The following is a 13,003-nucleotide window of genomic DNA, read 5'->3' as shown; positions in this document are numbered from 1 at the left end:
CGAGTCGGCCGAGCCGCGGAGAACCAACCGGGCCCGACCCGCCAAGCCCCAATGGTCGCAACTTAGGACCCCCTGCCAGTCGCCCCCGAGCGGGGATCCTCCTCTGGATCCCGCCTGCGTGGACCTTAAGTTACGTCCATTGCGCACTACCCCGTCGGTGACGTCACCGCCAGGGAGTGGCACCTCTGCCTCGTCACGCCCTTGCAGGACCTCCGCGACCACCCATGAGGGGGGATCCTCATCTCGTGGTTCCGGGCTCGCGATCATCGCCCGATTCTGGCGCTACCACGCGAGCACCACGTGATAGGCAAGGGACCTCCTCGGTCAGCTCATCCGGAATCGCGCCGAGAGCGCATACCGCAGGAGCACCACGTCCTCGATCAGGCGCACCTCGGCGAGGGTTGCGCGCCGGTCCGGGTTCCAGGGGAACCGTCCGTCGCTGACGAACCGCGGCGCACGGGAGTCGCCGACGAAGAAGGGGGCGACGACCAGCTGCAGCTCGTCGGCCAGGTCGGCGGTCAGGAACTGCGTATGCACGGTTCCGCCGCCCTCGACCATGAGCCGCCGGACGCCCCGGGTGTAGAGGTCCTCGCTGACCCACTGCATGTCCACCGGCCGGCCGGCGTCGACGACCGTCGCCACCCGACCGAGCCGGTCGCGAGCCTGCGCCACCGCCGCGCTCGCGCAGTAGACCAGCTTCTCGCAGTCGCCGGCGGCGAAGAAGTTCGCGCGCGGGTCCAGCTCAGCCCGCGCGGTCACGGTCACCTTGATCGGCGATGGCCCGTGCCCGTTGGCGACCCGCTCGTCCTGTCGCGCCTTCGTCCGCACCAGGAGGCGCGGGTTGTCGTTCCGGACGGTGGCCGCGCCCACGAGGATCGCGTCGCAGGCCGCGCGAACGGCGTCCACGCGGTCGAGGTCGGCGTCGTTGGACAGCTGCAGGCGCTTCTCGGTCGCGCCGTCGAGATAGCCGTCGAGGGACGTGGCGCAGCTCAGGAGGGTGTACGGACGGTCAGCCACGGGCGGCACCTTCCAGCACGGCGGGGGAGGGTACCGGCGGTGGGGACGAGCCTGGCCGGCCATCGGCTCGGGAGCCCCGACGGAGCCAGGCCGCAACGAGTACGACGGCCCCGGGCAGGCTGGCGACGAACACCAGGACGCCGTACACGACGGCGGTAGCGACGCCCTGGTCCGCGCCCAGCCCGGCCATGGCGAACACCCAGGCGGCGGCGCCCTCGCGCGGACCCCAGCCGGCGATGTTCGTGGGGATTCCCATGGCCAGCAGCACGAGCAACGCCAGCGGCAGCATCCGGGCCGGTGACGCGGTCGACCCGGCGGTCCGGGCGGCGATCAGGAAGGTCGCAGCATGGCCGGCCACCACGACTGCGGAGGCGAGCACGATGCCGGGCCACGCCCGCGGCGCCAGCAGCCCGTTGCGGACGTCGGCGGTCGCCGTGCGCAGGTTGCGTCCCCATCGCGACGACCCGCGCGCAGGAAGGGTCCGCCCCAGGAGGACAACGCCCGCCCCTGCCGCCACGATGGCGGCCGCCACGACCGGCATGGATGCTCGCATCGGCGACGGCGCCAGGAGCAGAACGGTCGTCACCAGCACGAGCTGGACGACCTGCCCGGCGGAGCGTTCCCAGGCGACGGCCCGCAGGCCTCGGCTCCGGTCGCCGACCTCGCGGCCGTGGCGCACGCCACGGTGCACGTCGCCGAGCACCCCGCCGGGGAGCGTCGTGTTGAGGAACTGCGACCGGTAGTACGCGGGGACGGCGGTGCGCATCGGCAGGCCGACTCCGAGACCGCGAGCGACCAGGCTCCACCGCCAGGCGCAGCAGACGGTGGTCAGCGCCGCGATGCCGGCCGCCGCCGCCGCCGACCATCCGTCGACCCTGCGGACGGCGTCGACGAATGGGCCGGCACCGAGGCGCCAAACCAGCACCGACAGGATCGCGGCGCCGCCCAGCAGCCGCGCCGACCTCCACACGGCCCGGGAGTGCGTCGCCCTTGTCGTGTCGGGTTCGTCGGTCCGTCGGGTGGTCATCGGGGCCAGGCCATCAGATCGTGGTGGTGCACCTGGACGCTCAGCCGGCCGGCCGTCGCCTCGGCCGCCCGACTCCGCGCGTACCCCGCGGCCGCGAGAGCCAGCCCTGGTTGCTGCTCGAACGCGGCAGCCACCCAGCCCCTGAACCACTCACCCGTCAGTGCGGCTTGGTCGGCGTCGAGCAGCCAGGGGCTGGGCCGGACGGCGACGTCCATGCCGAGCCGGGTGAATGCGTCGGCTGCGGCTCCGACGGCGTCCGGACCGAGCAGGCGCCGGCCCCCGGTCGTGCGGCGCTGGTGGGCGTTGAACGCGCCGGCGATGTGCGCGTCGTACGGATCGGCGGGCCTGAGATCGACGCGGCCGATCACGGAGATCGTGATCAGCACGGGACAGCCGGCGCGCGCGCAGGTCGTGACGAATCGTTCGAGCTCGTCCGCGGTCAGCATGTCGAGCAGCGCGGAGGCGGTGATCAGGGACGCGCCGGCCAGGTCGGCTTGGTCGAGCCGGGTGACGTCGCGCTGCCGGGTCTCGACGGTGACCACGGCTCCGTCGGCGGCCCCGGCGGGCATCGTCGCGGCGGCATGGGCGAGCAGATCGGCATCCCGGTCGTACAGCACCCAGTGCTGCCTCCCGGTCAGCCGCGGCGCGAGCCAGCGTCCCATCGACCCGGTGCCGCAGCCGAGGTCGTGGATGGTCGCTCCGCCGCCGGCCGGTAGGTGCGGCCGGAGCTGCTCGACGAGGTCGACTGCGCGGGCCGCGCCGTCGGCCGCCTCCCGCAAGCCCAGCCACGCCGGGCTCACTCGGACCGTTTCGGCACTCATGGCGCCACCTCGGCCAGGACCTGGGAAACCCGAAGTGCGGTGGAGGACCACGCGGGCAGGACGCCGCGGCGCTCGTGGGCCACCTCCCGGAACCGTCGCCGCGTGCTGGTGTCGCCGAGCCAGCGGCGCAGCGCTGCCGCGAGGGCCGCAGGGTCGTCGGGCGGGACCAGCAGGCCGGGCCGGCTCCCGTCGGCCCCGCGCCCGAGGGCCTGCGGCAGTCCGCCCACGTTCGTCGCGACGACGGGGAGCCCGCGCGCGAGCGCCTCGGTGACGACCATGGCGTACGTCTCGGCGCGGGAGGCCAGCACCAGGGCGTCGGCGGCGGCGTACGCGGCGTCGAGGTCGGCGCCCGTGCGTGGCCCGGCGAGGAGTACCCGATCACTGATCCCGCCATCCCGGGCCTGGCGCCCGAGGCGGTTGACGAAGCCCGGGTCGCGGGTGAGGGCGCCCACGCACACGCAGCGCCACGGCAGGTCCACGATCTCGGTCAGAGCCTCGAGCAGCACGTCGTGTCCCTTGCCGGGGATCACGGCCGCGACACAGAGCAGCTCCCCGCCGGACGCCGTCCCCGGGGCGAGCTCGGCCGCCTCGACGCCGGGCTCCGCGACGTGGACTTGAGCGGGCCGCAGCGCGTACCGGTCGAGCAGCCAGGATCGGGTCCACGCGCTGGTCGTGACGACGGCGGCGGCGGCCGACAGGACGGAGCGTTCCCGAGCACCGGCAACCTCCGCACCCACACAGTCGCGACCCAGCGGCATGTGCACGAGGACGACCAGACGCAGCCGAGCCGACTCGGGCACCAGCACCTCCGGGGCCGTCGAGGCGATCAGTCCGTCGACCAGGACGACGGCGCCATCGGGCAGCTCCGCCATCGCCCGGGCGAGCCCGGCCCGCGCGGCCGCGTCCGGTCGGGGCCACGAGCCCGGCACCGGGTGCTCGCGCACGGACCAGCCGAGGGCGGTGAGCCCCCGGCAGACCCGGCGGTCGTAGGCATTGCCGCCGCTCGGTTGAGCCGGGTCATCGATGCCGTCCGGCACGACGACGTGCACTGCGGTCATAGTGCTCGCTCGTAACTCGCCCACGCGATGTGCGACTCCCGCAGCGTGACCTCGATCGACGCCAGTCCGCGGGCGCCGTCGCCGAGGGCACCACCCTGCACGCGCTCGGCGAGTCGGTCGGCGACCACCTGGGCCAGCGCCTCGGTGGAGGTGTTCATGCCGGCGAACGCAGCCTCGTCGTCGAGATTGCGGTAGCTGAGGTCGCCGACGACGGCGTGCAGCTCCTGCGCCGCCCGCCCCATGTCGACCACGATGTTGTCGGCGTCGAGAGCTGCCCTGCGGAACGTCGCGTCGACGACGAAGGTCGCGCCGTGCAGGCGCTGCGCCGGTCCGAACACCTCGCCGCGCAAGCTGTGGGCGACCATCATGTGGTCGCGGACGGTCACACTGAACATGAGCTACGCACCGCCGTAGTTGAGGGTGTGGCAGAGCGCCGGCAGGCTCCCACCGGCCAGCCGGGCCATCACGTCGGGCAGCTCCTCGAAGCGCGATGATCCGGTGATCAGCGCGTCGAACGCGGGATCGCGCAACAGGTCCAGGGCGAGCTCCAGGCGCGCGGCGGCCGTGCGGCGCCCGCGTCGGGCCGCGGACACCACGCCGACCTGGCTGGCACGAATCCCCAGCCGCCCGGAATGAAAGGCACCACCGAGCGACAGGTTGACCTCGGCATCGCCGTACCAGCTGAGATCGATCACGGTGCCCTCGGGGGCAAGCAGGTCCAGCGACCGTTGGAGACCGGCGGACGTCGCGCTGGTGTGCACCACGAGGTCACGGCCGCCGTCCGCATCAGCCGGCAGCGCGAAGCCGACGTCGAGCGTGGCCGCGACGTCGGCCCGCGACGCGTCGACGTCGACGAGGGTCACCTGGACGCCGGGAATCTGGGTGAGGAGGCGAGCGACGCTGCAGCCGACCATGCCGGCGCCGACGACACTGATCCGGTCGCCGAGGAGGGGTGCGGCGTCCCACAGGGCGTTGACCGCGGTCTCGACCGTGCCGGCGAGCACCGCCCGCGCCGGCGGCACGTCGTCGGGCACGACGACCACCGCCTCCGCCGGCACCACATAGGCGCTCTGGTGCGGGTAGAGGCAGAACACGGTGCGCCCGCGCAGCTCCGCCGGGCCCTGTTCGACGACGCCGACGTTCAGGTAGCCGTACTTGACCGGCCCCGGGAACTCGCCGTCCTGGAACGGCGCTCGCATCGCGGAGTACTGGCTCGCGGGGACGCCGCCACGGAAGACCAGCGTCTCGGTGCCCCGGCTCACCCCGGAGTGCAGCGTTCGCACCAGCACCTCACCGGGACCCGGCGCGCTCAGCGGCGCAGGCCGGATCTCGCCCACGCCGGGTTCACGGAGCCAAAATGCGCGTGCCTCACTCAACAACCCGCTTCACCTACCCAGGCCCCGAACTGAACGGGGCATCGCACTTCTCGTCGTGTCGTCGTCGTACCCAACCACGGCCGAGCGGTGCCTCGGGTTCAACCCCGGGGCGGCGAACCTGGACCGACACTCACACCTTCTCGGCCACGATGGCGAACTTGCGGACCCGTCCTTGCCGAAGCCAGGCGCTCCAGAGCCGGTGGAGGTCCAGCAGATCGTCCAGTGCTGGGCGTCCGATCTGCGCCGCGATTCCGGTCGCATCGGCGGCAAACGCGTTCATCAACGAGTCCGCGACGGCGCGGTGGGACCGACTGCAGTCGACCTGCCAGCGGACGACCAACCCGACCTGCTCCAAGCACGCGCGCATCTCCCGCAGGGGGGTGAGCCAGACCGTGTCGTCGTCGGGCATGCTCGCCCGCTCAGCCTCGGTGAGCGGCATGCCCTCCTCCATCGTGAAGGCGAACCGCCCCCCGGTCGTCAGCGCGCGGGAGACCTCCCGAAGCAGCGTCTGCTTCTCCCGAAAGGCGAGCATGGTCTCGAACAGCAGGACCACGTCGAACGGGCCGGGGGGGATCGGGGGGATCCGGGAGACCTCGAAGCGACAGGGCAGGTCGGCGGCGCGCTCGCGTGCGATGTCGATGGCGCTGGCGCTGAGATCCAGCCCGAGATAGGTGCAACCCAGCTCGCGGGTGATGAGCCGCCCGGGCCCGGCAACTCCGCAGCACAGGTCGAGCACGCTGACCCCGGGCGCGATGCCGGCCCGACCGGCAAGGGCGCGAATCTCCCGGGCGCCCATGAAGCTCTCCTGCCCGACGAACTCGCCCGGGGCGTACGCCGACGCGCGGGCTCGCTGCAGGGCCCGGACGAATGGGGTGCGCTCGTCCTGCTTCATGACTGACCCACCCAGACGCGGTTGACGATCTTCGCCCCCTTCCCGCCGGCCCGGAATGAACCGGACCATGGTGTTGACCGTTGTAGTTCACGTACCCACGGACACGGAGGTACGGTGCGAGTGGAACAGGTCGGCCCGGTGACCGGGCGGATCGCCGACGAGCTGCCGCCGGCCGACCCGTCCGATGGTCCTCCGCGGCAGCGGCTCGCGGGCCTGGATGGCCTCCGGGGTCTGGCCGCGCTGTTCGTGGTGGTGAACCACGTCTTCCTGCGCGCGTTTCCCGGCTACCCGGTGGACCGGGCACCCTTCTGGGCCGCCTGGTTCATCTACGGGCGGTTCGCCGTCGTCGTGTTCATCGTGCTCTCCGGCTTCTCGCTGGCGCTGGCGCCGGCACGTCACGGCTGGCGGCTCGACGGGGTCGCCCGGTTCGCGCGCCGGCGGGCCCGCCGCATCCTCCCGGCGTACTGGGCCGCGCTCGCGTTCAGCCTCGCCGTGGCGTGGCTGCTCGTCCCTCCGCCGGGGGAGGGGGCGCCCGACGCGCGATCGGTCCTCGTCAACGGCCTGCTGGTGCAGAACCTCGTCGGCGCGCCGAGTCCCAACCGAGCGTTCTGGTCGATCGCCGTCGAGGCCCAGCTGTACGTCGTGTTCCCGCTGCTGCTGGTGCTGGTCCGCCGCTGGGGCACGACCGCCATGGTCGCCACCGTCACGCTCGTCGTGGCGACCGTCGGGGTCCTGGGGCCGCACGTCCCTCGCCTGGACGTCTTCGTGATCCAGTCACCGCCCGACCTCGCCGCGCTGTTCGCCGTCGGCATCCTGGCTGCCGGCATCGTGGCGGGTGCGGGTGCGGGTGCGGGTGCGGGTGTGCGTCGCAGGTCGTGGCCGTGGTCGTGGCTCGCGCTCGGCGCGGTGACGCCGGTGATCGCGACGATCTCGAGGCGGGGTTCGGTGTGGACGCTCGACCACCTGTTGTGGGTCGACCTCGCGCTGGGCCCAGCCGTCGGGTGCCTGCTGGCCGGGCTGGCCACCGGCCGGCCGGCGCCCCTGCTGCGCCTGCTCGACGCGCGGCCGATGCGCAACCTCGGTTTGTCGTCCTACAGCCTGTACCTGACGCACGGCCCGATCGTCGTCGTCGTGTACGAGCTGGTCGTGGCCGGCCGGGTCCGCCAGGGGGTTCCGTCCTTTGTCGTCGCACTCGCCCTGGTGGTACCGCTGACGATCGTGTTCGCGCGGCTCTTCGCGTCGGCGTTCGAGATACCGTTCCGCCAGCGGCCTCGTCGGTCCGCGCGCATTCGATCGGCAATGAACCGAACCGGCGTCCCTCACGTACTACGGGCTACCACCACTGAGACGGAGACGCGGGTGCAGACGGTTCACGCCGGCCCGGTGACCGGGCTGATCGCCCAGGTGCTGCTGGTCGCAGTCCTTGCCGGGACCGTCGGGCTCAGCGGCGCCGGTTGGGTCGTCGGCATCGGCTGCGGGGTTCTCACGAACGCTCTGCTGGCTCGCGGCCTCGCTCGCTACCGCGCCGACCGGCTGGGACCAGCCAACAGGGTGACCCTCGCCCGGGCCACGCTTGTCGGCGGTGTCGCGGCGCTGACCGTGGACCCGTCCGCGCGGCCTGCGACGGTGACGACGCTGGTGGCGCTGACGGCCGTCGCGCTCACCCTCGACGCGGTCGACGGCCGGGTCGCGCGGCGAACGGGATCGGTGTCGGCCCTCGGCGGCACGTTCGACGGGGAGGTCGACGCGTTCCTGATGCTCGTCCTGAGCGTGTACGTCGCACGTACGGCCGGCGCCTGGGTGCTCGCGATCGGTGCCGCGCGGTACGCGTTCGGTGTGGCCGGCTGGCTGGTGCCATGGATGCGCAGAACGCTGCCGCCGCGCTATTGGCGCAAGGTCGTCACCGCGATCGTGGGCATCACCTTGGCGCTCGCCGTCTCGGAGCTTGCGCCCCGCCTCCTGACGACTGTGGCGCTTGTGGTTTCGCTCGCCCTGATTGCGGAGTCGTTCGGACGCGACGTGTGGTGGCTGTGGCGCCGCCGGAGCGTCGAGCTCGGCCGCGTCACCGTCTCGGCCGGGCGCCCTCGGCTCGGCGGCGAAGACATGCAGACCGCGAGCCGATGGAGCGAGGCGCGCGATGGGTAGCGCAGGCGTGGGCCGGGGGTTCCGCACCGCCGCGGGCTGGGTGACCACCACCCTGGCCTTTCTTCTCGTGTGGGTCGCTCTCGTCGGTCCGAACGAGCGCGGCGCGCTGACGCCCGGTGCCTTCGTGCGCATCCCGCTCGAGGCGCTGCTGTTCGCCGGACTGGTCCTCTTGCTGCCGCCGAGGGCGGGACGGGTCGCGGCGGTGGCCGCCGGCGTGACCCTGAGCCTGTTGGCCATGATGAAGGTCCTCGACATGGCCGCCTTCGTGGCGGTGAACCGGCCCTTCAACCCGTTGGTCGACGGAAGCTACTTCGGCTCCGCGGTCGGTGTCCTCAGTGACTCGATCGGCAGGACCGACGCGATCGTCGCCACGACGGCCGCCGCGCTCGCGGCCGTGGCGGTTCTCGTCTGCATGCCGTTGTCGGTGCTTCGGCTGACCCGGATCCTGGGCCGCCACCGCGCCGCCTCGCTCCGGGCCGTCACCGCGCTCGGGGTTGTCTGGACCCTCTGCGCCGTGGCCGGAGTTCAGGCCGCGCCCGGTGCGCCACTCGCCTCGAGCAGTGCGGCGCGTCTGGCCGTCGGCAAGCTGCGCCAGGTGTACGTCGGGCTCAAGGACCAGCGGGCGTTCGCGAAGACCACCGCCGTCGACGCCTTCGCCCGCACCCCGGGGGCGGATCTCCTGACCGGCCTGCGCGGCAAGGACGTCATCTTCGTGTTCGTCGAGAGCTACGGGCGCGTCGCGGTCCAGGGGTCCGACTTCTCGCCGCAGGTCGACGCCGTGCTGGACACCGGCACGAGCCGACTCCGGGCGGCCGGATTCTCGACCAAGAGCGCATTCCTCACCTCGCCGACGTTCGGCGGAATCAGCTGGCTGGCCCACTCCACCCTGCAATCGGGCGTGTGGATCAATAACCAGCTGCGCTATGACGACCTCGTCACGAGCAACCGATTCACCCTCAGCGACGCGTTCAAGCGCGCAGGCTGGCGCACGGTCAGCGACCTGCCGGCAGACAACGTCTACTGGCCGCAGGGGCGGTCGTTCTATCACTACGACAAGCTCTACGACAGCCTGAACGTCGGGTACGTCGGACCGAAGTTCAGCTACGCACCGGTGCCCGACCAGTACACCCTGGCAGCCTTCCAACGCCTCGAGCTCGCGAATCCCCATCGCGCCCCGGTGATGGCCGAGATTGATCTCGTGTCAAGCCACACGCCCTGGACGCCGTTGCCCCACCTGGTCGACTGGAAGCAGCTCGGTGACGGGGCAGTGTTCGACGCAATGCCCAAACAGGGCCCGTCGCCGGCCGCCGTGTGGAAGAACCCCACCCGGGTGCGGGCCGCATACGGGCAGTCCGTCGAATACTCGATGAACTCTCTCATCTCGTTCGTGCAGACCTACCACGACAAGAATCTCGTGCTCGTCGTCCTCGGTGACCACCAGCCCGCAACGATCGTCTCCGGCCAGGGCGCCAGCCACGACGTGCCGATCACGCTCATCTCCCACGATCCCGCGGTCATGAGCCGGATCTCCCCGTGGGGTTGGCAGGACGGACTGCGGCCCCGGCCGGACGCACCGGTCTGGTCGATGGACGATTTCCGCAATCGGTTCCTCGGCGCTTACGGACCGTAGCCGCATGCGCATGGGAGGCGACAGACCAGGGCGGCTGGGCCGATGAGGCGGGCGACGTCGGGTGTCCGAATTGGCTCTCGTTTTGTGGTTGCCATAGGTCTACGGTCGCGTGAGGCATCGGCGACGTTCAGGGCGAGGAAGACGGTCGACACGTGGTTTCTGAAGCAGTCCTGAGCAGCTTGCGCTCGGCCGTGGAGGCAGCGCCCGAGGACATCGCCATCCGGTTGCACCTCGCTCAGCTGCTCGACGCCGCCGGCTATCGGGAGGAGGCCGTCCGCCAGGCCGCCGCCGTGCTCCAGCGCGAGCCCACCAACGCCGAGGCGATCACGCTGATCACCGGGGGGCGGGAGCGGGCCGGCTCGAACGAGCGCGACCCCGTGGCCGGCACGGTGCCTGGTGCGAGCGGGTCGGGTGATCCCGACGACGTCCTTCGCCGCCTGGATGCGGAGCTCGTCGACGTCGTCCCGCCGCAATACGTCGACGCCCCGCGAGCGGCAACCGACACCTTCGACGTGGAACGGGTCGGTCTGCGCCTGTCCGACGTCGGCGGCATGGCCGAGGTGAAGGCTCGTCTGGAGGCGAGCCTGCTCGCGCCGCTGCGCAACCCTGAGCTGGCGCGCCTGTACGGGAAGTCCCTGCGCGGCGGACTGCTGCTCTACGGGCCGCCGGGGTGCGGCAAGACGTTCATCGCCCGAGCGGTGGCCGGCGAGATGGGCGCCCATTTTCTCGCGGTCTCGCTGGCCGACGTCCTCGACATGTACATCGGCAACAGCGAGCGCAACGTTCGGCAGCTGTTCGACGTCGCGCGCCGCAACTCACCCTGTGTGATATTTCTCGACGAGATCGACGCGCTGGGCCGCAAGCGCAGTCAGCAGCGCAACTCCGCAGCACGGGGCACCGTCAACCAGCTGCTCTCGGAGATGGACGGCCTGAGCAGCAACAACGACGGGGTCTTCGTACTCGGCGCCACCAATCACCCCTGGGACGTGGACGTGGCGCTGCGCCGTCCTGGCCGGTTCGATCGCATGCTGCTGGTCCTACCCCCCGACAAGCCGGCCCGGGAGGCGATCGTGCGCTACCACCTGCGGGACCGCCCGATCGCCAACGTCGATGCGGGCAAGGTCGCCCGCAAGACCGACGGCTTCTCCGGGGCGGACCTCGCGCATCTGTGTGAGACCGCCGCGGAGTTTGCGCTGCTCGACTCGGCGCGCACCGGCAACCCGCGGATGATCGGAATGGGCGACCTCGAGGCGGCCCTGACTCAGATCCGACCGTCGGTCGGCCCGTGGCTGGAGACGGCGCGCAACGTGGCTCAGTTTGCGAACTCCGACGGAACGTACGACGACCTGCTGGCCTACCTGCGCGCGCGTCGCCTGCTGTGATCGGCCGCGGATGACAAGCGCCGCCGAGGGTGCCGAGTCGGACCTCGACCGTGCCTCCGTGCTGTGTGACCTGCGGCGATGGGACGAAGCTGCTCGGCGGCTGCGCACGATTCTCGCAACCGATCCCCACAGCGAGAAGGGTCTGTGCCTGCTCGCCCGGTCGCAGATCGGCCAGCGCGCCTTCGACGAGGCGCTGCGAACGTCCCAGGCCGCGATCGCGGAGAACCCCGCGAACGACTGGCCACACCGCCTCGCCGGTCTCGCACTCGAAGGCCTCGGCCGGCACCCGGAGGCGCAGGCGATGGCGCGCACCGCCGTCCGCCTCGCGCCGCACGCCTCGCAATGCCACACCTATCTCGCCCGGGTGCTCGCCCGCAGCGGCTCGGACCTCGTTGAAGCACGCGCGGCGGCCGACCGGGCCGTGGCGCTCGCTCCGCACACGGCCGACTCCTTCCTGACCGTGGGCATGGTGGCCGCCGCGGATCGGCGCGACGACGACGCCGTCGCCGCGTTTCACCGCGCTCTGGCGATCGACCCGGACAACACTGGCGCCCACAACGAGCTGGGGCGCGTGCGGCTGGCGAGGAGCCAGAAGCGTGCGCGGGGCACGTTCGTCAACGTCGGCGGCCTCGCCCAGGCGGCGGACGGGTTTGCGGCCGCGGTTCGGGTGGACCCGCACGCGGCGGTGAGTCGGCGCAACCTGGACGTGGTCCTGCATCTGTTCCAGGTCAGGACCACTCAGGCGTTCGTGGTGGTCGCCTGGGTCGCGATGGTCGCTCATCGCTCGATCGGTTCGGATCTGGCCCGCGTGCTGCCGGCGGTCCTGCTCGCGTTTCCGTCCGTATTCGTGGTCAGGTTCGTTTCGCACCTGGGGCCTCAGGTGCGGGAGTATCTGCAGGGACTGCTCCGCAATCGGCTCATCGCAGGCGCCGTGGCCGCTGACTGCCTCGCGGTCGCCGGAATCGTGCTGGGTGCGGCGCTTCCACGCACCACCACGATCGCCTTCGGGTGCTCGTTCGCGCTCGCTCTCCTTGCGCTGCTGGCCATGGGGGTGCAGACCCGGCGGAACTTCCGGGCGCCCGTCGGCGTCACGCGGTACCGGATCAGCACCGCACGGCTGCGCATCGGGTTGCTGATGATGATCCTGACGCTGCCTGTCCTGCTCCTTCCGGTCGCGGGATCGGCGGAACCGGTGCCGCTGGATGTTGCGCTCGGCGGTGCGGCGGAGTTCGCCTGCCTGGTCATCCTGGCAGTCATGCTCCGCCGGTCCGGCGCGATGACGTGGCGCGGGCCGATGAGACGGCGGGCAGGGCGCAAGCGGGCAGGCGATCGCGCCGGGCCCGGTCCGGGCTCGGTCCACGGCTGATTTGCGCCGTCGACCGGGCCGGCACCCACTGCGGCCCTCACCTCGATCGGGAACATCCACCCTTGCAGATTGATTGAACACTCAAGTACATTGAGAGACGACCCGTCGGAGGACCCGCATGAACCCGAACCCCGTCAGCGCCGTGACCGGCGAGTTCGCCGACGCCGCCCGCAGCAACGCCGCCCGCAACGCCGCGCGCAACGCCGCCGTCGCGAACGCCGTCGCGCGCAACGCCGCCGTCGCCCGGACCGCTGCGGTCACCAACGCCGCATGAGGGCAGTCCGTCGAA

At 71.8% G+C, this 13,003-nt stretch carries 12 protein-coding genes; 5 read left to right on the top strand and 7 right to left on the bottom strand.

Annotated elements, in window-relative coordinates; genetic code table 11:
• Positions 1 to 324 precede the first annotated feature (324 nt).
• The 7 genes from VIM26_RS09510 to VIM26_RS09480 form a co-directional block, all read right to left on the bottom strand.
• Positions 325 to 1,017 (bottom strand): RibD family protein, encoded by a 693-nt coding sequence (locus tag VIM26_RS09510; protein WP_331950484.1) that lies wholly within the window; start codon positions 1,015 to 1,017, stop codon positions 325 to 327.
• A complete protein-coding gene (locus VIM26_RS09505; RefSeq protein ID WP_331950482.1) occupies positions 1,010 to 2,044 on the bottom strand; it encodes a lysylphosphatidylglycerol synthase transmembrane domain-containing protein in 1,035 nt (344 codons plus the stop codon). The genes VIM26_RS09510 and VIM26_RS09505 overlap by 8 nt, the downstream gene beginning before the upstream one ends.
• Positions 2,041 to 2,865: a methyltransferase domain-containing protein gene (locus VIM26_RS09500; protein ID WP_331950480.1), complete on the bottom strand. Its 825-nt coding sequence runs from the start codon at positions 2,863 to 2,865 to the stop codon at positions 2,041 to 2,043. The genes VIM26_RS09505 and VIM26_RS09500 overlap by 4 nt, the downstream gene beginning before the upstream one ends.
• Complete coding sequence (locus VIM26_RS09495) at positions 2,862 to 3,923, bottom strand: glycosyltransferase family 4 protein (protein ID WP_331950478.1); 1,062 nt, start codon at positions 3,921 to 3,923, stop codon at positions 2,862 to 2,864. The genes VIM26_RS09500 and VIM26_RS09495 overlap by 4 nt, the downstream gene beginning before the upstream one ends.
• A complete protein-coding gene (locus VIM26_RS09490; protein WP_331950476.1) occupies positions 3,920 to 4,318 on the bottom strand; it encodes a 6-carboxytetrahydropterin synthase in 399 nt (132 codons plus the stop codon). Before VIM26_RS09490 ends, VIM26_RS09495 begins: the two co-directional genes overlap by 4 nt.
• Before the next feature lie 3 nt (positions 4,319 to 4,321).
• Complete coding sequence (locus VIM26_RS09485; protein WP_331950474.1) at positions 4,322 to 5,260, bottom strand: zinc-binding alcohol dehydrogenase; 939 nt, start codon at positions 5,258 to 5,260, stop codon at positions 4,322 to 4,324.
• A 169-nt stretch (positions 5,261 to 5,429) separates the two neighbouring features.
• Positions 5,430 to 6,191: a class I SAM-dependent DNA methyltransferase gene (locus VIM26_RS09480; RefSeq protein WP_331950472.1), complete on the bottom strand. Its 762-nt coding sequence runs from the start codon at positions 6,189 to 6,191 to the stop codon at positions 5,430 to 5,432.
• A 114-nt stretch (positions 6,192 to 6,305) separates the two neighbouring features.
• On the opposite strand from VIM26_RS09480, the gene VIM26_RS09475 reads away from it, so the two are divergent.
• The 5 genes from VIM26_RS09475 (at position 6,306) to VIM26_RS09455 (ending at position 12,988) form a co-directional block, all read left to right on the top strand.
• Entirely contained in the window at positions 6,306 to 8,336 is a 2,031-nt protein-coding gene (locus VIM26_RS09475) for an acyltransferase family protein (protein WP_331950470.1), read from the top strand.
• Positions 8,329 to 9,966, top strand: coding sequence for a CDP-alcohol phosphatidyltransferase (locus VIM26_RS09470; protein ID WP_331950468.1), 1,638 nt, complete (start codon positions 8,329 to 8,331; stop codon positions 9,964 to 9,966). The genes VIM26_RS09475 and VIM26_RS09470 overlap by 8 nt, the downstream gene beginning before the upstream one ends.
• Positions 9,967 to 10,118: 152 nt before the next feature.
• The gene (locus VIM26_RS09465) at positions 10,119 to 11,348 is read left to right on the top strand and encodes an ATP-binding protein (protein ID WP_331950466.1); all 1,230 of its coding nucleotides are present in this window, start codon (positions 10,119 to 10,121) and stop codon (positions 11,346 to 11,348) included.
• 10 nt (positions 11,349 to 11,358) lie between these two features.
• Entirely contained in the window at positions 11,359 to 12,714 is a 1,356-nt protein-coding gene (locus VIM26_RS09460; RefSeq protein WP_331950464.1) for a tetratricopeptide repeat protein, read from the top strand.
• 118 nt (positions 12,715 to 12,832) lie between these two features.
• A complete protein-coding gene (locus VIM26_RS09455) occupies positions 12,833 to 12,988 on the top strand; it encodes a hypothetical protein (RefSeq protein ID WP_331950462.1) in 156 nt (51 codons plus the stop codon).
• The last annotated feature ends 15 nt before the right edge of the window (positions 12,989 to 13,003 follow it).

Origin of the sequence: Pengzhenrongella sp., from assembly GCF_036565025.1 — a bacterium.
Taxonomy (GTDB): Bacteria; Actinomycetota; Actinomycetes; order Actinomycetales; family Cellulomonadaceae; genus Pengzhenrongella.
Note: the sequence above shows the minus strand (reverse complement) of the source record. Positions and strands in the feature narration are given on the sequence as shown.

Bases quoted from the DNA above. Each gene is read 5' to 3' on its own strand.
- VIM26_RS09505 (WP_331950482.1), bottom strand. From the start codon at position 2,044: ATGACCACCCGACGGACCGACGAACCCGACACGACAAGGGCGACGCAC.
- VIM26_RS09500 (WP_331950480.1), bottom strand. From the start codon at position 2,865: ATGAGTGCCGAAACGGTCCGAGTGAGCCCGGCGTGGCTGGGCTTGCGG.
- VIM26_RS09495 (WP_331950478.1), bottom strand. From the start codon at position 3,923: ATGACCGCAGTGCACGTCGTCGTGCCGGACGGCATCGATGACCCGGCT.
- VIM26_RS09490 (WP_331950476.1), bottom strand. From the start codon at position 4,318: ATGTTCAGTGTGACCGTCCGCGACCACATGATGGTCGCCCACAGCTTG.
- VIM26_RS09480 (WP_331950472.1), bottom strand. From the start codon at position 6,191: ATGAAGCAGGACGAGCGCACCCCATTCGTCCGGGCCCTGCAGCGAGCC.
- VIM26_RS09470 (WP_331950468.1), top strand. From the start codon at position 8,329: ATGGGTAGCGCAGGCGTGGGCCGGGGGTTCCGCACCGCCGCGGGCTGG.
- VIM26_RS09460 (WP_331950464.1), top strand. From the start codon at position 11,359: ATGACAAGCGCCGCCGAGGGTGCCGAGTCGGACCTCGACCGTGCCTCC.
- VIM26_RS09455 (WP_331950462.1), top strand. From the start codon at position 12,833: ATGAACCCGAACCCCGTCAGCGCCGTGACCGGCGAGTTCGCCGACGCC.